The following is an 18772-nucleotide window of genomic DNA, read 5'->3' on the forward strand; positions in this document are numbered from 1 at the left end:
GTTCGGGGGTGGGGGGAGCCGTCAGCACTCGCCGGAAATCCCATCGCCGCCCGTCCGCGCCGCTCCCCGGCGCCTCCCGGCCCGGACTGTCCGACCCCGGCCGTAGAATTCACGCGTGGCAGGCAGGATCAACGATGACGATGTGAAGGCGGTACGGGACGCGGTCCCGATCGACGCCGTCGTGTCCGAGTATCTCCAGCTCCGCAACGCCGGCGGCGGCAACCTCAAGGGCCTGTGCCCCTTCCACGACGAGAAGTCCCCGTCCTTCCACGTCAGCCCGGCCAAGGGCCTGTACCACTGCTTCGGCTGCCAGGAGGGCGGCGACACCGTCGACTTCATCATGAAGCTCGACCACCTCTCCTTCGCCGAGACCATCGAGCGGCTCGCCTCCCAGGCCGGCATCACCCTGCGCTACGAAGAGGGCGGCTACACCCCCGGCCGCCAGCAGGGCGAGCGCACCCGCCTGGTCGAGGCCCACAAGGCCGCCGCGCAGTTCTACGTCGACCAGCTCGACGGCACCGAGGCCGAGATCGCCCGCAAGTTCCTCGCCGGGCGCGGCTTCGACCAGTCCGCCGCCCAGCATTTCGGCGTCGGCTACAGCCCGGCCGGCTGGGACCACCTCACCCGCTTCCTGCGCGGCCGCGGCTTCAGCGACCAGGAGCTGGTCCTCTCCGGCCTCTCCCAGGAGGGCCGCCGCGGCCCCATCGACCGCTTCCGCGGCCGCCTGATGTGGCCGATCCGCGACATCGCCGGCGAGGTCGTCGGCTTCGGCGCCCGCAAGCTCCGCGAGGACGACAACGGCCCCAAGTACCTCAACACCCCCGAGACCCCCATCTACCGCAAGTCCCAGGTCCTCTACGGCATCGACCTCGCCAAGAAGGAGATCGCCAAGACCAGCCGCGCGGTCGTCGTCGAGGGCTACACGGACGTGATGGCCTGCCATCTCTCCGGTGTCACCACCGCCATCGCCACCTGCGGTACGTCCTTCGGCGAGGGCCACATCAAGATCCTGCGCCGGCTGCTGATGGACCACTCCGGCTCCGAGGTGGTCTTCACCTTCGACGGCGACGCCGCGGGCCAGAAGGCCGCCCTGCGCGCCTTCGAGGACGACCAGAAGTTCGCCGCCGAGACCTCCATCGCCATCACTCCCGGCGGGATGGACCCCTGCGATCTGCGGCTGGCCCAGGGCGATCAGGCCGTCGCCGACCTCGTCGAGTCCCGCACCCCGCTCTTCGAGTTCGCGCTGCGCCATGTGGCGTCCCGGCACAACCTCGACACCACCGTCGGCCGGGCCGCCGCCCTCGACGAGGCCGCCCCCATCGTCGCCCGCATCAAGAACAGCTCCATCCAGCACGAATCCGCCGTCCAGCTCGCCGGCATGCTCGGCATCCTGGACACCCAGTTCGTCGTCCGCCGGGTCAGCCAGCTCGCCCGCTGGGCGCGCGAACGCGGCCGCGAGGGCGGTGGCCCCGACCAGGGCCGCCCGCCGCGCCGCGGCCAGGCCGCGCCGCCCGAGCAGGCTCCCTCCGCGCCCGCCCCGCGCGGCCCGGCCCTCAACCTCCGCAGCCCCGCCCGGCGCGTCGAGCGAGAACTCCTCAAGCTGGCGCTGCAACGCCCCGACCTGGTCTCCCCGGCCTTCGACGCCTACGGGGCCGATGAGTTCACCGCCCCGCCCTACGCCGTGGTCCGCCAGTGCATCGAGGAGGCCGGCGGCGCCACGGCCGGCGCCGCCGACCAGTCCTACGTCACCCGGGTGCGCGAGGCCGCCCCCGACGACACCGTCCGCGCCCTGGTCACCGAGCTCGCCGTCGAACCGCTGCTGACCCGCCGGGATCCCGACGAGGCCTATGCCGGCGTCCAGTTGGCGACCGTCCGCATCGCCGCCGTCGACGCCCGGATCGCCGACCTGGAGGGCGCCGCCCGCCGCTGCGAGGCCCAGGGCGACCACGCGGGCTCCGCCGCCATGCTCCAGGAACTCTGGGTCCTCCAGCAGTACGGCAAGACCCTGCGCGAGCGCGGCGCCGCCGCACTGTAGCCCGCCCGGCCGGGCCCCAGAGCACCCCGGGGCCACCCCGCGGTAGCCGTCCGGTCACAGAACGGACTCAAAAAGTGCTCGCACGCCCCTCGTGGCAAGCCTGTGTCGTACTCCACACTGAAAAGCGGTGCCTGAGTCATCGGAGCGCGGCGGTCCCGGAAGCCCCCCACCGGAAACCCCCGCGGAACCGCTCTTGACGTACGGGACGGACGGCGGCTCGGCCGCAACCGTGCCCGACCTTTCTGCCGCCTCAGCAGCGATCACCCTGGAGGTCGCCCCCGTGCAGACCCAGACCCTCGCCGACGCGCCGGCCGCCGAAGAAGAACCGCTCACGGACCCGGCCACGGAACCGCTCACCGTGCCGCAGCAGGCCGAACCCCCCGCAGCCGAGATGCTCGTCGAGGAGATCACCCCGGAGCCGGTGCCGCGCCCCGAGCCCGGCAGCCCGTCCTCCGACCTCTTCCGCCAGTACCTCCGTGAGATCGGCCGGATCCCGCTGCTCACCGCCGCCGAGGAGGTCGAGCTCGCCCGCCGCGTCGAGGCCGGTCTCTTCGCCGAGGAAAAGCTCACCAACACCCCCGACCTCTCCACCCGCCTCGCCGTCGACCTCGACCGGCTGGTGGTCCTGGGCCGGATGGCCAAGCGCCGCCTGATCGAGGCCAACCTGCGCCTGGTGGTCTCCGTCGCCAAACGCTACGTCGGCCGCGGACTGACCATGCTCGACCTCGTCCAGGAGGGGAACCTCGGACTGATCCGCGCCGTCGAGAAGTTCGACTACGCCCGCGGCTACAAGTTCTCCACCTACGCCACCTGGTGGATCCGCCAGGCGATGTCCCGCGCCCTGGCCGACCAGGCCCGGACCATCCGCGTCCCGGTCCATGTCGTCGAGCTGATCAACCGCGTGGTGCGCGTCCAGCGCCGGATGCTCCAGGAACGCGGCTACGAACCCACCCCCGAGGAGGTCGCCGCCCACCTCGGCCTGACCGGGGAACGCGTCAGCGAGGTGCTGCGGCTGGCCCAGGAGCCGGTCTCACTGCACGCCCCCGTGGGCGAGGAGGAGGACGTCGCGCTCGGCGACCTCATCGAGGACGGCGACGCCGCCTCACCCGTCGAATCCGCCGCGTTCCTGCTGCTCCGCGAGCACCTCGACGCGGTCCTGTCCACCCTCGGCGAGCGCGAGCGCAAGGTCGTCCAGCTCCGCTACGGCCTCGCCGACGGCCGCCCCCGCACCCTGGAGGAGATCGGCCGGATCTTCGGCGTCACCCGTGAACGCATACGACAGATCGAGTCCAAGACCCTCGGCAAGCTCCGCGACCACGCCTTCGCCGACCAGCTCCGCGGCTACCTGGACTGACACCCGCACGGACCCCGAGAGGCCCCCGCACGGTCCGCGGCAATTCCCACCGGAAGGCCCGGCAGGCTCCGCCTCACCCCTCCCGCTGGAACGCCCCCGGATGGGCCTCGTCCCGCACCGCCATGTACTGCTGACGCACGGCCCGGCCGACCGGCAACTCCTCGCCCGGCTCGAAGACCTGGCTCGCCGCGGCCGGCCACAGGGGCGGATCGATCCAGGCGCTCGGGCCGCCCGGCCCGGTCTCCGCGCCGGGGGCCGGGGTGAGGGTGCCGTGCGCCACCCCCCATGCCCAGGCCGCCTGCCGCGCCGCACCCAGCGCCGCGTAGTCACCCGGCTGCGGCACCACGACCGGCACCCCGAACAGCCCCGGAGCCACCGCCTGGACCGCACCCAGATCCGCCGCCGCGCCCAGCAGGAACACCCGGTGCACCGCCACACCCCGCCCGCGCAGTACGTCCAGCGCGTCCGCGAGCCCGCAGAGCATGCCCTCCACGGCCGCCCGCGCCAGATGCTCCGGCTTCATGCTCTCCCGCCGCATCCCGTGCAACGACCCGGCGGTGTGCGGCAGATGCGGCGTCCGCTCACCCTCCAGATACGGCAGCAGCACCATGCCGTACGCACCGGGCGACGACTTCAGCGCCAGCTCGGACAGCCCTTCCAGGTCCGTCCCCAGCATCTCCGCCGCACCGCGCAGCACCCGCACCGCGTTGCTGGTGTGCACCACCGGCAGATGCCGGCCGGTCGCGTCCGCGAACGAGGTGATCGTCCCGGTCGGGTCGGCCAGCGCCTCGTGATGGATCCCGAACACCGACCCCGAGGCGCCCAGCGACACCACGGCGTCGCCCTCCCCGACCCCGAGCCCGAAGGTCGCCGCCATCGTCTCGCCCGTACCGGCCGAGATCAGCAACCCCTCCGGGGTGAACCCGGCCGTCCCCGACGGGCTCAGCACCTCCGGCAGCCGCACCTGATGGCCCAGCGCCAGCTCCACCAGATCCGGCCGGTACGTCGCGGTCGCCGCCGACCAGAAGCCGGTCGCCGAGGCCCCGCCACGGTCCGTCGTACGCCGGGCGGGCCGCCCCAGCAGCTGCCACGCCAGCCAGTCCTGCGGCTGCATGATCTCCGCGATCCGGGCCGCGTGCGCCGGCTCCGTACGGGCCAGCCAGCGCATCTTCGTCACCGGATGCGTCGCCTGCGGTACTGCCCCGACGGCCTGCGCCCAGGCGCTGCGCCCGCCGAGCGAGTCGATCAGATCCGCGGCCGCGCTCTGCGCCCGCTTGTCATTGCCCACCAGCGCGGGCCGGACGAGGTTGCCCTCGACGTCCAGCGGCACCAGCCCGTGCGGCTGCGCCGAGACGCCGATCGCCTGAACCCCTTCGAGCAGCCCGTGGCCCGCCGCCTCACCGAGGGAAATCAGCCACGCCTGCGGATCGACCTCGGGCCCCTTCTCGACAGGGTGCGGCGCATACCCCTGCCTGATCACGGCACCCGTGTCCGCATCGCAGACGACGATCCGTGTGCTTTCGGACGAACTGTCCAATCCGGCGACTATCCCCATGTCTCCAGATGATGCCGCATGAGACCCCTGAGCAAAGAGTCAGGGATTACCCGACCGGGCTCCGGCCCCGAGTCGGCCCGGCCGAGTTCGCTCCCCCCACTCAGGTATTACTGGTACCCCACTCGTCCTCGTCGGAGCCGCGCTGCTCGCGCAGCGAACGGACCCGGTCACTGACGGCGTGCGGCATCCGTTCCCCGACCTTGGCCGACACCGTCCCGAACGCCTTCGAGGCCGCGTCGCGCCCGGTCAGCGCGGCGGACTCGGCAGTGTTCCGGACCGCCGGATTCTGGGTGACCCGCTGGGCGGCCTTGCGGAGCTGCTCATACCGCTCCCGGCCGGCTCGTGTGCCGAGCACGTACCCGGTGGCCAGTCCCGCGATGAACGTGAGCCGGTAGCGCATTGCTCCACCTTTCCCTCTCGTCGGTTCCCGCCCGGTGCCGGTACGCACCGGAGTGCCGGGCTGTGCCGCGCGCCTACCCTCCGGGGCCGCAGATCACCCGAGGTGACCTGAGGCGATACCGATTGGCGGAGCACCCCCCTGCTTGCGCTAATGTATGTGTCGCAGCGAGCGCGCGCCGTCCGGTTCCCCCGGACAGCGGCGCATTCGAGGCACACAGAGCAATCCCCTGTAGCTCAATTGGCAGAGCAGCCGGCTGTTAACCGGCAGGTTACTGGTTCGAGTCCAGTCGGGGGAGCTCGGTCCCCTGTAGCTCAATTGGCAGAGCATTCGGCTGTTAACCGGAGGGTTACTGGTTCGAGTCCAGTCGGGGGAGCAGAAGGAACGAGGACCCCGTGAGGGGTCCTTTTTCTTGTGCCATGGAACCGAACCCCCGGTGATCGCGGTCCTCTTGGGCGTGCGTGGTCGCCGGACGGCAGCCCTCACGGGCAGCAGATCGTATGAGCGGCTATGCTGCGGCAGACGGCGCGCACAAATGTGCGCGACGCGCCGTGGGGGGCGGTAGCTCAGCCGGTTAGAGCAGCGGACTCATAATCCGTCGGCCGTGGGTTCGAGTCCCACCCGCCCCACCGCAGCACCCAGGGGGGAGACCCTTTCTACCTGGGGAAACGTGAGAACGGGGGGCACCGCCACAGCGCGGTGGCCCCCGTTCATCCGTTCAGACCAAGATCCAGCGGGCACGTGGCGGACGCGTAGTGGACGCGCGCCCGGACCGGTGGACAGCGGAGCTTCACGCCGCCTTCTGACGCACTCTCCTGGCAGGTGGCCCCGCAGGCATGGGCCGCACATCCCCTGGGGGGAGGGTGCGGCTCACCGGCGTGAATCAAGTAACCCACCGGAGTGGCGCCGTCGGCAACGACCTTGACGCACGCTCACCTGGAGGGCTGAGCCACTCCGGACGGCCGGGCGCGTGGGGGCGTGCGGGTGACGCGTCGTCACCCACCACCGCCGGTCGGCTGTCGCGCCGCCTGAGGCGCCGCGCGGGATGAACGCCGATACAGCCGAATGATGGGCGCAATGATGGCTATAAGGCGACTATGCCCTTTATGTCGCATTCGTCACACTCGCGGCCTGCGGGGTCCGCCGCCGGCGGCCGCGGAGAGTGGGGGATTCGATCATGGAGATTGCAGAGGCCAAGCAGGCCGTCAGCGACCTGAGGGCGGCACAGCCGTCGTTCACCGGGCCGGACGCGGCGCGGGCGAACACGCTCATCGACCACCCGGACCAGCTCAACCAGTACTTCTATGGCACCTGCGGTATGGCTGCCGCCGTCCGCAGCTTCCTCCAGCACGACCGGGCCCGGTTCGTGCAACTCCTGCGTGCCGTCTACGAGGGCACGGCCTTCAACGGGATCACCACCGGTGCGGGCGTGCTGCTGAAAGGGCGCCTGAAGCAGCGTGACGCGAAGGCGGCGCAGCCGATGGAGGTCCCGTACGGCCCGCTGTTCGACCTGGACTTCGTGCTGACGCGGAGCCTGGGCAAGCTGCTGAAGATCCGCTCGCCGCTGATGTACGAGGCGCAGACACTCTTCTCGGAGGAGATCGTCCGGCTGTTCAACGTGAAGGAACCCGTCCTGGACGCCTTCACCCTCGACCCCGAGCACATCGCCACCCTGAACGCGGGCAAGGTCGACGACGACCTCGCCTTCGACCTGAGGATCAAGGGCTGGCGGCTGGGGCAGGTCGCGGGCTTCACCGTCGACCTGCACACGACGACCATCGAGACGAAGATCCCGGGCGACCACTGGGTGCTGAGGTTCGATGCCGGCGGCCGGGAACGGGTCCTGCGGATCCTCCGGACCGCCGCCGGGCCGCTCCAGGTGGCCGTCGATGTGCGCGGCAGCGAGTCGGCCTTCCGCGACCAGGGCGATCTCGGGCTCGATTCCGACGGGCTCAAAATGCTCATGCTCAAGGTCGTCGCCGACCTCGCCGGCCCCTATCTGGGGCCGCACGGAGCCCGAGGGCGAACACGTCGTCGCCATCAACGGCCCCATCAGGAAGGAAGCCGACTTCTACGCGGTGCCGGTATGGACGTGGAAGAACGCGTTCGAGGTACGGGTCCCCGCGGCCCCGCTGGCCGGCTACGTGCCGATCCTGGTGCACGGCCGGATCGGCGGCTAGGACACATGGGCGTCGGGCGTCAGATGACCGGTGGGCGGCCGAGTTTCGTCATGCGCCATACCGTGCGCCAGTGCATCGGGCGGCGGCGGCCGCAGGGGGTGCGGACTCCCTCGGCGAAACCCGCGGCCCAGGCGCGGATGCCGGGCAGGGAGCGGGTGCGGGCGGCCGTCAGTATGGCCCATACGCCCAGGTAGAGCGGTACCAGGAGGGCGGGCAGGTGGCGCTTGGCCAGCCAGACGCGGTTGCGGGCGACCATACGGTGGAAGACGGCGTGCCGGGTGGGGGAGGTGTAGGGGTGCTGGAGTACGAGCTCCGGTGCGTAGCGGATGTCCCAGCCGTCGTCCAAGGCCCGCCAGGCGAGGTCGGTTTCCTCGTGCGCGTAGAAGAATTCCTCGGGCCAGCCGCCGATTCTGTCCAGCATCGGGACGGACAGCGAGTGCCCGCCGCCGAGGAAGGTGGTGACCAGGCCGCCGCGCGCCGGGTCGCCGACCCGCAGGCGGGGGACGTGGCGGCGCTGGGTGCGGCCCAGTTCGTCGGCGATGCGGAAGCTCACGATCCCCAACTTCGGCTCGCGGCGGTGCAGTTCGGCCAGCCGGCTGAAGACGTCGGGGCTGATCAGCAGGCCGTCGTCGTCCAGGTCGATCACCAGGTCGAGGTCCCCGAGCTTGCGCAGCTCGTCCAGGGCGACGTTCCGGCCACCGGAGACGCCGAGGTTGTCGGTCAGCTCGACGCCCCGCGCGCCGTGCGGCAGCGGGGGGAGCGGCGAGCCGTTTCCGATGACCACGATGTGCGCCGGCTGGAGGTCCTGCTTGGCGATCGAATCCAGCAGGGCCTGTAGCTCGGCGGGGCGGTTCCCCATGGTCAAGATGGCGACGCCTACGCGCAGATGACGCACAGAAGGATGCTCCGTTCTTTGCGGTCCTTTCGGGATGCTAGCCGCCGGGGGAGGCGGCTGCGCGCCACCGCACCTCCCCGGCGACATCCCGGCCGGGCGGCCCCGGCGGGACGGCCTCACCGGTGGCCGGGTGCCCGGTCGCGGCGCACCATGGAAGGACAGATGGAAGGACAGATGGAAGGGCCGGGGGGCACGCATGCACGACCAGGGGGGTGGCAGGAGGGAACCGTCATGTTGTTGGAAGTCAAGACGGTCGACAAGCCGGATGAACGGCGCGACTTTCCCCTAGGTCACCTCGAAGCCCTGCACCTCACCGGGCTGGACTTCGCCGTGGCGACCTTCGACCCCGGATGGCGCTGGTCGGAGTCGATACGCCCGCTCGCCGGGACCGACACCTGCGAGATCCACCACAACTGCTTCATGGTGCAGGGCCGTATGCGGATCCGGATGAATGACGGCGCGGAGTCCGAAGTGGGACCCGGCGACGTCTTCGTCGCTCCGCCGGGTCACGACGCCTGGGTCGTCGGCGACGAGCAGGTCGTCGTGTACGACTTCGCGGGCGGTATGGCGACCGAGTACGCAAAGGCGAAGGGGTAGCCGGCCGGCGGCGCCCTGCGGGGTGGAAGCCGGAGTACGGCCGGGGCGCGGCGGCCGTCGGTTGCCGCACCGGCCGGTGAGGGGCGCTGTGCGCGGCGGGAAGCCGGGCCGGCGCCCCCGCGCAGGGGCGGCGGAGGCCTTGTGGGCGCCGGGCCGGAGGGCGTCGGACGGCGTGGCGAGCCCCACGTGAATCGGGATGTCTAGGAACGTGATCGGTGGGCAGGGGTGCGGGACGGTCCGGCGCGCGGAATACGTCACGGGATGTTCCCGTTACCGCAGCCGGAGACCGACTGGTAATCGTCGACAGACCGGAAGCAGGGAAATTCGCATGAGCACCATCGAGCTCACCAAGGAAAACTTCGACGAAATCGTCTCCGGCAACGATTTCGTTTTGATCGACTTCTGGGCCGAGTGGTGCGGGCCGTGCAAGCAGTTCGGCCCGGTCTTCGAGAAGTCGTCGGAGACGCACGACGACCTGGTCTTCGCCAAGGTCGACACGGAGGCGCAGCCCGAGCTGGCGCAGGCCCTCCAGATCCAGTCCATCCCGACCGTGATGATCGTCCGGGAGAACATCGCCGTCTTCGCCCAGCCGGGCGCGCTGCCCGCGGAGGCCCTGGAGGACGTCATCGGCCAGGCCCGCGCGCTGGACATGGACGAGGTCCGGGCGTCGGTCGCCGAGGCCCAGCAGGCCGAGCAGGCGCAGGGCGAAGAGGGACAGCAGGCGCAGAGCTCGTGAGCGATCTCCTTCTGGTCCGGCACGGTGAGACCGAGTGGAGCAGGGACGGCCGGCACACCAGCTGGACCGATCTGCCGCTGACCGTGGACGGTGAGGAGCAGGCCCGCGCCCTGCGGCCGCTGCTGTCGGACCGGAAGATCGGGCCGGTGTACGCCAGCCCGATGCAGCGGGCGCTGCGCACCGCCGGGCTGGCGGGCCTCGCCCGCCCGCAGATCGACGCCGACCTGCGGGAATGGGACTACGGCGGCTACGAGGGCATCACCACCGTCGAGATCCACCGCGGCCGGCCCGGCTGGTATCTGTTCTCCGACGGTGTCGCCGAGGGGCCGGCGGCACATCCGGGGGAGACGCCCGAGCAGGTAGGGGCGCGCGCCGACCGGGTGCTGGCGCGGATCGCGCCACAGCTCGCCGCCGACGAGGGCGATGTGGCGCTGGTGGGGCATGCGCACTTCCTGCGGGTGCTGGCCGCCCGACGTCTCGGGCTGCCGGCCGCCGCCGGCGGGCTCTTCACCTTCGAGACCGGGACGGTGGGCGTGCTGGGGACCGAACACGACCGCCCTGCGGTGGTGGCCTGGAACGCGCGGAGGCTGTAACGCGCGAGGCTTGCGAGAGAGGGCGTCCGATCCGGCGCGGGGCTTCCTGGGCGGCGGGAGCCCGGCTGAGTGCTGGTGAGCGCGCATGACCGTGCAGTCCACCGGGGACGCCCGGCAGGAGGCGACCCAGCGGCTGCGGGTATCCCGCGCCGCCGGGCCGTTCGCCACCACCGCGACCACCGCTCGTCATGTGGTCTGAAGCGTCGTCGCCACTTCGGGGCCCCCAAGGAGGATGGCGCTCTTCAGGCCACCGAGTTGGTGATTGAAGTTGAGCGCGTAGTCGAAGTCGAGCTGCCGGGGAACGGTTCCCGGAACGGGGTCGAACGCCAGGTCTTCGAGGGGTTCCTCACAGTTGGTGGTGGGGCACACCTCATCGCGCTCCATCATCAGCAGCGTCAGCGCCACACCAAGGCAGCCCGCCGGGGCGCCGTTGTGACCGAAGCAGCCTTCCTGGGAGGTCATCAACACGCGGTCGGGGCCGGCGCCGTACAGTTCCCGTACGGCGCCGGCCTCGAATGCGTTCACGACGTCTTGTCCGTCGCAAGCGCCGTGTACGTAGGGAATCTGATCGAGGGTCCAGCGGTCTCCGAGGCACCGCCTCGCGGCGGTGGCCAGCGCGGCTCCCGTCTCGTCAGGAGCCAGCGGATGGGCCAGCCCGTCACGGACGGTGGCCTGGGCAAGTACCTGGCCGTATGTGTGGGCGCCCCGCCGGGTGGCGTGATCCCGAGCCTCCAGGATCACGGTCGCCGCCCCCTCGCCGTAGTTGACGCACACGCCGCGACGGTCGTAGGGCCGCATCAGGGAAGCGGGAGGAGGCAGAGCAGGAAGGTCCGCCGACTGGGTGTCCCCGTACCGCTCCTGAATACTCAGCAGCGTCTGCTGGATGTTCCGGAGCATGTCGGCCCGGAAGACGTCGACGCCCGTAACGAGCACCACGTCCGCCTCGCCGCTGGCGATCATCCGATGGGCGTTGCCGATCTGCAGGGCGGAAGAGGCACAGCCTGACGAGACCGTGTAGCAGGGGCCCTTGGTGCGGGTCAGCCCTCCCTGGACCAGTGCGACGTCGGACGGAGTGATCGCCTGCTCCATCGCGGCGAAAAGCTCGGTGGCTTCATGCGGGCTGAAATGGCTGGCATTTACTCGCAACGCCGCGAGATAGCTGTCGATGTTGGCGTCGATACCGCCGCGGCCAACCAGAATGGCAGCCTGGGTGAGCTCGTCCGCCCGGAAGTCCAGACGTGCGTCTGCACAGGCCTGGACCAAGGAAACCAGGCCGAAACGGTGAGCTGCGGTGTAGTTGCGGGCGAAGATGTCAGGCATGTCGGGCAAGATCTCGGCAAAGAGCGCATCGGAGAGGTTGACCGAGCCGAAGTAGAAGTCATCCAGCACCAGGCAGGTTTCGCCGCGGGAGGCGACCTGCCACAGGTCGTCGGCTGTCAACACCGGACGCTCTCGACCGGGGAGGCAGAAACCAACGCCCGTAACTACGGCGTCCCGAGCCTGCGTGCCATGGCTCCGTGCGGCGGTCGATCCGCTCATGACGCACCTGCCGTGGGGGTGACGACGAGAACGATCACTGGGGGTACCTCCGGATTGGCTCGTGAGCACCCGGCTCAGGGAAAATATCGATTTGCGGCTGTCCACTCAATGCCACTGACGACTGCTGCCCTGCGCCAATCTGGCCACCGGGATATCGAACGGCGCCGAGTGAACGGTCTCCACGCCTTTAGGCGCAAACGCATTCCGCCGCTGGCGGGACCCGTTGCAAAAATGAGTGATGCCGAACCGTTCGCTGGGATCTGATCAAAGACAACGTCTGTCTCTGCCTTGGGCGTTGGGCAAGATCCACAGTCGCCGGCGAGCCGCCGCGGATGGGTTGGGCGCCCGATCCGGTGGGGGTGGCAAATATTAATCCATCTGGCCGACCGTGCCGGCAAGACTTCCGCTGTCGCTTCACCCGAAAGCACCAATGGCCAGAGCCCCGTCACGACCGAACTGGCCAGGTTTCCACCGGCCTTGCCGGTCTGGCGAGGATTCAGCGGCACGGCTTGCCCGACCGAATTCCAAGATCGGCGCGGGGTGGCCCCTGATTAGCCCAGATGAGTGGAAATAAGATCAAGCCTTTTCCTGAAGGTGAATAGATGGCTAAAATTGCGCGAGTCGGGCTGTGCGGCATCCAACCATCTTCGTGATGTATTCCGCAGGGGCGGTTTGCGGTGATCTTCCGCAACATTCGTAATCTGTGTTTGATCACTGTCGCTCTTCTGGCCATGTACGGCTTCACTTTCCCCTGTTGTGCCGGGTATCCGGATCCTGATGGGAACTGTAGGCCGGTCGAGGCGAGGATAAAATCGCGAGAACGGAGTCGTGCGGCAGCGAATGACATGTAACACGTGAGGGGAGATCGCCGTGCGGACACTCATCGTTGCAGCCGGCACCATGGGGGACGTGGCGCCTTATACCGGCCTGGGCCGTAGGTTGCAGGAGGCGGGCTATCGGGTGGCGATAGCCACACATGAGAGATTCGAGGCGCTGGTCCGCTCCTGCGGGCTGGACTATCGGTCAATTCCCGGCGACCCGGAGCAGTGGGCTCGTGCAGTACGTGACCATGTTGGTCTGCACGGTGGGGGTTTACGCACCAAACTTGCTGTGGCCCGACTCGCTCCGCCTCTCCTTGCCGAGTGCGGACAAGGCGTGCTTGAAGCGGCCCGGCAAGGGGCCGACGTTCTTCTGTGTTCTCAAGGCGTGATGCCTCTGGTGTACTCGGTGGGCAAGAGCCTCGGGCTGCCAAGTATGGGCGTCTTCCTTGCGCCCGTGATGCCGAGTCGCTGCTTCCCGCCGCTCGGCCTGAGCCAGAGGTCCCTTGGTCCCTGGGCGAACCACGTGACTGGTCATGGGATGATGTATACGACCATGCGCTTGCACAGGGCTGCGATTTCGGAATTGGGCCTCAAGGACCTCAAGGAACGCGACCGAAGGTATCTCTTGACGCGTTGGCCGGTCTGGCATGGTTTTAGCCGCCATGTGGTGCCGCGGCCGCCTGACTGGCGCGCGGGGCTGGAGGTGGCCGGTTATTGGTGGCCGACGCCACCGCAGCAATGGCAGCCTCCGCAAGAACTCGTCGAATTCATCGAAAACGGTCCACCTCCGGTTTTCGTGGGCTTCGGTAGCATGGGCCCCTCCGCAAAGCGGAGCGAACGGCTTGCCGCCATGGCTGTTACCGCGGTACGGCAGGCAGGAATGCGCGGGGTAATCCAAGGGGGGTGGGCAGGCCTGAGAGGGAAAGGCGACGACATTCTATCCGTTGGGGAGGTCTCTCATGAGTGGCTCTTCCCTCGGACCGCTGCCGTTGTGCACCATGCAGGTGCAGGAACGTCCGCGGCCGGATTGCGGGCCGGAGTCCCGGCGGTGCCGGTTCCCCTGCTATTTGATATGCATTTCTGGGCCTCCCGCCTAGTCGCTCTCGGAGTGGCCCCAACGATGGTGCCTTTCTCGAAAATCAACGAGAAGCGCCTTGCCCTCGCTGTCAGCGAGGCGGTTCACAACCCGCGACACCGTGCCCGGGCCAAGGCACTGTCTCACCGGATTGTTGAAGAAGATGGTGCAGCCCCTGTGATCGAGGCGGTCGGCCGGATCGCCGGTTCCGATCTTCCGTGACGGTCGTTCGGCCCCCTTGCGGGCCACGGTATGTCGCCGTCACCCACGTGCAGGGACAGCACACCTAGGGGGCCATCGGGTCGAGGTGCAGGGGCTGTACTTTGCCCTCGATCATGGCGCCGAGCCCCATGACAGCGCAGATGTCGGGGCGGTCCGCGGTGTGCACCGGCATCGTCGTGGCCTGATGGATCATCGGCTCCAGGCCGGGGATCAGGGCGCTGCCGCCCGCCAGCACGATGCCGCGCTCCCCGAGGTCGGCCACCAGGTCCGGTGGGCAGCGCCGCAGGACGGCCCCGATGGCGTCGAGGATCGCGGTCAGCGGGGTGGTGATGGCATCCCGTACCCGCTCGGTGTCGACATGGACGGAGCGCGCCATGCCGCTGACCAGGTCCCGGCCGTGCACCTCGGTGGAGCCGGGGGTGAGACCGTCGCCCCCGGAGAGCACCATCTGCAGCGGACGGACGGCCTGACCCGCCAGCATCAGCTCGTGGTGCAGCCGCAGATGCTGGATGACCGCATGGTCGATGGCGTTGCCGCCCACCGGCACGGTCTCCGCCGCCACGATCGAACCGAGGGAGAGCACTGCGACCTGCGTGGTTCCCGCGCCACACACCATGATCATCGTGGCCTCGGGCTGTTCGACCGGCAGACCCGTCCCCACCGCGGCGGCGACCAGGGTGTCGACCAGCTCCACCCGCCGCGCCCCCAGCCCGGTCAGCGTCTCCACGGCTGCCCGCTGCGCCAACGGCTCGCTGCCGTGCGGGAGGCAGACCGCGGCCCGCGTCGAGGGACGCCGCCGCCAGGTCTTGCGCAGCTTGTCACCGACCAGGGTGCGCAGCAGCCGTTGCGCCATGTCGATGTCGACGATGGTGCCGTTCGAGACCGGGCGCACGACCCGGATGTAGTCCGGAGTGCGGCCGTCCATCACCTCCGCCTGGGCGCCGACCGCCAGCAGCGCCCCCGTACGGGTGTTGATGGCCGCGACGGTCGGTTCATCCACGACCAGCCCCTGGTTCTTCACATACACCCTGGTCCGGGCGGCGCCGACGTCGATGGCGGCCGAGCAGCGGCGCAATTGGGCGAGGCTGATGTTCATGGGTGATTCCTCCCCGACGGGCCGGTGTGGACGGAGCGCTCGGGCGGCCCGTTCGCGAGGAGCCGCTGTGCGTCATCCTCCGGTCGCACGCGGCCGGCCGCCTGTCGGGAGGTCCGCTCGGGGGACGGGTGACGGGGGGTTGCGGCAGCGGAGTGAGGCGGCCCGGCGAACCCCCGCGGCGGGCGCTCAGCCGGTCAGCCGCTGGTACAGACCCCAGGTGAATTCGGGGACGATGTCCTGCGGGGTGCCGTCGGGTCGGGGGGCGGTACAGGCCAGGCGCCAGCGGGTGGGGGCGCTGCCCTCCATCGGGCGGGCAGGGGCGAAGGCGCGGGCGACCTCGTCGACCGTGCAGGACCAGGGCCGTAGATCCGCGGTCGTACGCAGGTCAGGGGCGGTGGCGCCGGGTGCCCGGATCAGCCAGGCGTTCCAGACGGTGCCCCGGCCGGCGGTGAGGACCTCGAACCGGAGGCCGGGCCAGAGCGGGACGGGCCAGGTCACGGCCTCGCAGGTGAGATCGCCGATCCGGCGGGGGGCGACGGTCTCGGGGGTGCCGAGCAGCGCACGATAAGGCTGGATGCCGCCGGGCGCCCGCGGGGCGTGCATCCGCGCCTGCCACCGGCGGTTGGCCTCGCGCAGGTCGGCGCGGGAGACCTCCAGGGTGCGCAGCGCGTCCTCGACCAGGCCCGGGTGGTGGTCGGCCATCCGGCGCAGCAGCACGAGCTGGAAGGCGACCGGGCCCGGCAGCCCGGAGGGGGGCCGCCCGGAACCGGTGGGCGGGTCGTTGTCAGGGGTGCGGTTCATGAGGGACATGGTGGTGGACGGCGGGGGCGGTGGGGCGCGGCGGGCTCGGCAGGCTCGGGCGGCTGTTGTGGGGGATCGGACGGTGGTGGGGGCAGCGCGGAGTGGAGCCGGCCGGCACGGGCCCTCATCGGGAAGGGAGACGCCGGGCCTTCGTCGGGAAGGCGAACGCCGGGCCCTCGCCGGGAGTTCAGCCGGCGCCGTCGGATCCCGTGCCTTGTCCGTCGATCAGTGTCGCCATCCCGTCCAGGAGGCGGGCCAGCCCGAACTCGAAGATCGACTCCAGGTTCACCACGCCCTCGTCGGCCCCCGAGATCCCCGCGTACATGGGGTACGAGCCCGAGGTGAGAATGCCTTCGAACACCGGCTCCATGGCCGCCATCCACTGGTTCCGGTCCAGGCCGGTCTCCTGCTCGGCCTCCAGATCGTCCTCGAAGCCGGCGGCGGTGGCGAGCACGTGGTTCAGCAGCGTGATGGCCATGTGGATCAGCGTCACCGGGTCGATGCCGGTCACCCGCGCCATGGTCCACTCGACCAGTGCCATCGCCCGCGGCATCGGCTGCGGCCGGGTGATCGACAGGTACTGCGCCAGCCAGGGGTGGCGCCGGTAGAGCTCCCATTGCAGCCGTGCCCCCGCCTCCATCCGCGCGCGCCAGCCGTCCGGGGCGGGCTCGGGCAGCTCGATGTCGGCGAACGCGGCCTCCGCCATCAGCAGCACCAGTTCGTCCTTGCCGGCCACATGACGGTAGAGCGCCATCGACGACACCCCGAACTCGGCGGCGACCCGGCGCATCGACAGCGCCCGCAGTCCCTCGGCATCGGCGACCCGGACCCCGGCCCGTACGACGCTCCCGCGGCTCAACCCGCGGTCCGTCTCGCGCGGGCGCCGCTCCCGCGGGGCCGCCGCGCCCGTGGCCCGCGGCGACGGCGGCTCGGCCACCACCGTGCCCACCCCCGGTACGGCCCGGACCAGGCCCTCCTGACGCAGCGTGGTGAGCACCTTGGTGGCGGTCGCCATGGCCACGCCCCACTCCTGGGTGATCCGCCGGGTCGAGGGCACCCGGTCGCCCGGCGCCAGCTCGCCGGTGTCGATACGGCGCCGGATCTCGTCGGTGATCCGGCGGTAGGGCGGCGGGGCGGGCTGTGCCACGGGACGGCCTCCGTACTAGTGCACTAGGGCGGTTTTGCTGCATCGAGGGTAGCAGTGTGCGGCCCCACCGGGGAGTCTCCTCGCTCCAGTGCACTAGTGTGACGAACGCCCAAAACCCTTACTGGGACTGATGTTTGCGCCGTAAGCGCTGCCTGTTTACCGTGTCACCCATGTCGTTTACCTCGTACACATCGCCCACGTCATCGCCCTCGTCGACGCCAACGCGGGCCGGCCGCCGGGAGTGGACCGCCCTGGGCGTGCTTCTGCTGCCCTGCCTTCTCGTCTCGATGGACGTCTCGGTGCTCTACTTCGCGGTGCCGTTCCTGACCGCCGAACTGGAGCCCAGCAGCGTCCAGCAGCTGTGGATCCTGGACGTCTACGGCTTCGTGCTGGCCGGCCTGCTGATCACCATGGGCGCCCTGGGTGACCGCATCGGCCGCCGCAAGCTGCTGCTGTCCGGCGCCCTCCTCTTCGGCCTCGCCTCCGGGTGCGCCGCCTACGCGCAGAGCGCCGGCATGCTCATCGCCGCACGGGCGTTGCTCGGCGTCGGCGGCGCGACCCTGATGCCGTCCACGCTCGCCCTGATCCGCAACCTCTTCCATGACGCCAAGCAGCGCGGCGCGGCGGTCGCGGTCTGGTCGGCCGCGGTGACCGGCGGCATCGCGATCGGTCCGGTGCTCAGCGGTGTGCTCCTGGAACACTTCTGGTGGGGTTCGGTGTTCTTGATGAACGCACCGGCGATGGTGCTGCTGCTCGTCTGCGGGCCGCTGCTGCTCCCGGAGTTCAAGAACCCGGCTGCCGGGCGCTTCGATCTGACCGGCTCGCTGCTGTCGCTGCTCGCGATGCTGCCGGCGGTCTACGGCATCAAGGAGATCGCCCGCGACGGCGTGGCGGTGCTGCCCGTCCTCGCCCTGGTCGGCGGCCTGTTGGCCGCCGCGGCCTTCGTCCACCGCCAGCGCACCGCCCGCCATCCGATGCTGGACCTGGCGCTGTTCCGCAACCGCGGGTTCAGCGTCTCGGTGCTGCTGAACCTGCTGGCGATGTTCGCCATCGTCGGCTGTGCGGTGTTCTTCACCCAATACCTGCAGTCCGTACGCGGCATGAGCCCCATGGAAGCGGCACTGTGGAACCTGCTGCCCACCCTTGCGGTGGGCGGGATGGCCCCGGCGGCCACGGCGCTCGCCCAGCGGATCGACCGGGCCTGCATCATCGCCATGGGATTCGCCGTCGCGGCCGGCGGTTTCGTCTGGCTGTCCTGGCTGGAGCCGGGCTCGGCCCTGTGGTTCGTCCTGGTCGGCTCGTCGGTCTACGCCTCGGGCCTGGTGATGGTGATGTCGCTCGGCAACGAAATGGCCATCGGCCTCGCACCGCCCGAGCGGGCCGGTTCCGCCTCGGCCGTACTGGAGTCCGGCACCGAACTGGGCGGCGCGCTGGGCATGGCCCTCCTGGGCAGCATCGGGAGCGCCGTCTACCGGAGCGGCATCGGCGACGCCCTGCCCACCGGCCTTCCCCCGGCGGCGTCCGGCGCGGCGCGGGAGACGCTTGCCGGCGCCCTCGCGGTGGCCGCCGAACTCCCGGGCCGGGCCGGTGGATCCCTGCTGACCGCGGCACGTACGGCGTTCACCGACGGGCTGCAGACGGCGGTACTGGTCGCCGCGGGCGTGATGGCCTGCGCCGCGGTACTGGCGCTGACCCTGCTGCGGGGGCTTGGGGCGGGGGGAGTTGCGGG

General features: G+C 70.3%; 14 protein-coding genes and 3 tRNA genes. 10 read left to right on the top strand and 7 right to left on the bottom strand.

Features of this window, described 5'->3' with window-relative positions:
• Positions 1-115: 115 nt before the first annotated feature.
• Both dnaG and EST92_RS24285 read left to right on the top strand, forming a co-directional pair.
• Positions 116-2035, top strand: coding sequence for a DNA primase (dnaG, locus tag EST92_RS24280; protein ID WP_129282926.1), 1920 nt, complete (start codon positions 116-118; stop codon positions 2033-2035).
• A gap of 127 nt (positions 2036-2162) precedes the next feature.
• The gene (locus EST92_RS24285; RefSeq protein WP_129282927.1) at positions 2163-3389 is read left to right on the top strand and encodes a sigma-70 family RNA polymerase sigma factor; all 1227 of its coding nucleotides are present in this window, start codon (positions 2163-2165) and stop codon (positions 3387-3389) included.
• Between the two features lie 73 nt (positions 3390-3462).
• Here EST92_RS24285 and EST92_RS24290 read toward each other — a convergent pair whose 3' ends face one another.
• Together EST92_RS24290 and EST92_RS24295 are read right to left on the bottom strand one after the other, a co-directional pair.
• Positions 3463-4944, bottom strand: a complete 1482-nt coding sequence (locus EST92_RS24290) for an FGGY family carbohydrate kinase (protein WP_174244116.1) — start codon at positions 4942-4944, stop codon at positions 3463-3465.
• A 100-nt stretch (positions 4945-5044) separates the two neighbouring features.
• Positions 5045-5344: a YtxH domain-containing protein gene (locus tag EST92_RS24295; protein ID WP_129282929.1), complete on the bottom strand. Its 300-nt coding sequence runs from the start codon at positions 5342-5344 to the stop codon at positions 5045-5047.
• A 222-nt stretch (positions 5345-5566) separates the two neighbouring features.
• Here EST92_RS24295 and EST92_RS24300 point away from each other — a divergent pair.
• The 3 genes from EST92_RS24300 to EST92_RS24310 all read left to right on the top strand — a co-directional run bounded on the left by EST92_RS24300 (position 5567) and on the right by EST92_RS24310 (position 5970).
• Positions 5567-5639: transfer RNA gene (locus EST92_RS24300), tRNA-Asn, on the top strand.
• 5 nt (positions 5640-5644) lie between these two features.
• Positions 5645-5717 (top strand) — tRNA-Asn (locus EST92_RS24305).
• Between the two features lie 179 nt (positions 5718-5896).
• Positions 5897-5970, top strand: a tRNA-Ile gene (locus EST92_RS24310).
• Between the two features lie 1570 nt (positions 5971-7540).
• On the opposite strand, the gene EST92_RS24315 is transcribed toward EST92_RS24310, so the two are convergent.
• Complete coding sequence (locus EST92_RS24315) at positions 7541-8416, bottom strand: glycosyltransferase (protein ID WP_129282930.1); 876 nt, start codon at positions 8414-8416, stop codon at positions 7541-7543.
• Positions 8417-8650: 234 nt separating this feature from the next.
• Between EST92_RS24315 and EST92_RS24320 the strand changes: the two genes are divergently transcribed.
• The 3 genes from EST92_RS24320 (at position 8651) to EST92_RS24330 (ending at position 10342) form a co-directional block, all read left to right on the top strand.
• Positions 8651-9013, top strand: coding sequence for a cupin domain-containing protein (locus tag EST92_RS24320; protein WP_129282938.1), 363 nt, complete (start codon positions 8651-8653; stop codon positions 9011-9013).
• Positions 9014-9341: 328 nt separating this feature from the next.
• The gene (trxA, locus tag EST92_RS24325; RefSeq protein WP_129282931.1) at positions 9342-9749 is read left to right on the top strand and encodes a thioredoxin; all 408 of its coding nucleotides are present in this window, start codon (positions 9342-9344) and stop codon (positions 9747-9749) included.
• Positions 9746-10342, top strand: a complete 597-nt coding sequence (locus tag EST92_RS24330) for a histidine phosphatase family protein (protein WP_129282932.1) — start codon at positions 9746-9748, stop codon at positions 10340-10342. The genes trxA and EST92_RS24330 overlap by 4 nt, the downstream gene beginning before the upstream one ends.
• 186 nt (positions 10343-10528) lie before the next feature.
• Here the strand turns inward: EST92_RS24330 and EST92_RS24335 are convergent, their stop codons facing one another.
• On the bottom strand, positions 10529-11881 hold the full coding sequence (locus tag EST92_RS24335) for a beta-ketoacyl synthase N-terminal-like domain-containing protein (RefSeq protein WP_129282933.1): 1353 nt from the start codon (positions 11879-11881) through the stop codon (positions 10529-10531).
• A gap of 870 nt (positions 11882-12751) precedes the next feature.
• On the opposite strand from EST92_RS24335, the gene EST92_RS24340 reads away from it, so the two are divergent.
• Entirely contained in the window at positions 12752-13999 is a 1248-nt protein-coding gene (locus EST92_RS24340) for a glycosyltransferase (RefSeq protein WP_129282934.1), read from the top strand.
• A gap of 64 nt (positions 14000-14063) precedes the next feature.
• On the opposite strand, the gene EST92_RS24345 is transcribed toward EST92_RS24340, so the two are convergent.
• The 3 genes from EST92_RS24345 to EST92_RS24355 form a co-directional block, all read right to left on the bottom strand.
• The gene (locus EST92_RS24345; protein WP_006605802.1) at positions 14064-15095 is read right to left on the bottom strand and encodes a rod shape-determining protein; all 1032 of its coding nucleotides are present in this window, start codon (positions 15093-15095) and stop codon (positions 14064-14066) included.
• A 186-nt stretch (positions 15096-15281) separates the two neighbouring features.
• Positions 15282-15896, bottom strand: coding sequence for a hypothetical protein (locus EST92_RS24350; protein ID WP_129282935.1), 615 nt, complete (start codon positions 15894-15896; stop codon positions 15282-15284).
• Between the two features lie 187 nt (positions 15897-16083).
• Complete coding sequence (locus tag EST92_RS24355; RefSeq protein WP_129282936.1) at positions 16084-17043, bottom strand: GntR family transcriptional regulator; 960 nt, start codon at positions 17041-17043, stop codon at positions 16084-16086.
• A 170-nt stretch (positions 17044-17213) separates the two neighbouring features.
• Between EST92_RS24355 and EST92_RS24360 the strand changes: the two genes are divergently transcribed.
• Positions 17214-18772, top strand: a 1559-nt coding sequence (locus EST92_RS24360) for an MFS transporter (RefSeq protein ID WP_129282937.1), incomplete at its 3' end; no start/stop codon positions are given.

Origin of the sequence: Streptomyces sp. TM32 (genome assembly GCF_004122755.1) — a bacterium.
Taxonomy (GTDB): domain Bacteria; phylum Actinomycetota; class Actinomycetes; order Streptomycetales; family Streptomycetaceae; genus Streptomyces; species Streptomyces sioyaensis.

What these genes read in the sequence shown, in the direction of transcription:
- EST92_RS24290 (WP_174244116.1), bottom strand. Translation starts at nt 4,944, where the DNA reads ATGGGGATAGTCGCCGGATTGGACAGTTCGTCCGAAAGCACACGGATC.
- EST92_RS24295 (WP_129282929.1), bottom strand. Translation starts at nt 5,344, where the DNA reads ATGCGCTACCGGCTCACGTTCATCGCGGGACTGGCCACCGGGTACGTG.
- trxA (WP_129282931.1), top strand. Translation starts at nt 9,342, where the DNA reads ATGAGCACCATCGAGCTCACCAAGGAAAACTTCGACGAAATCGTCTCC.
- EST92_RS24335 (WP_129282933.1), bottom strand. Translation starts at nt 11,881, where the DNA reads ATGAGCGGATCGACCGCCGCACGGAGCCATGGCACGCAGGCTCGGGAC.
- EST92_RS24345 (WP_006605802.1), bottom strand. Translation starts at nt 15,095, where the DNA reads ATGAACATCAGCCTCGCCCAATTGCGCCGCTGCTCGGCCGCCATCGAC.
- EST92_RS24350 (WP_129282935.1), bottom strand. Translation starts at nt 15,896, where the DNA reads ATGAACCGCACCCCTGACAACGACCCGCCCACCGGTTCCGGGCGGCCC.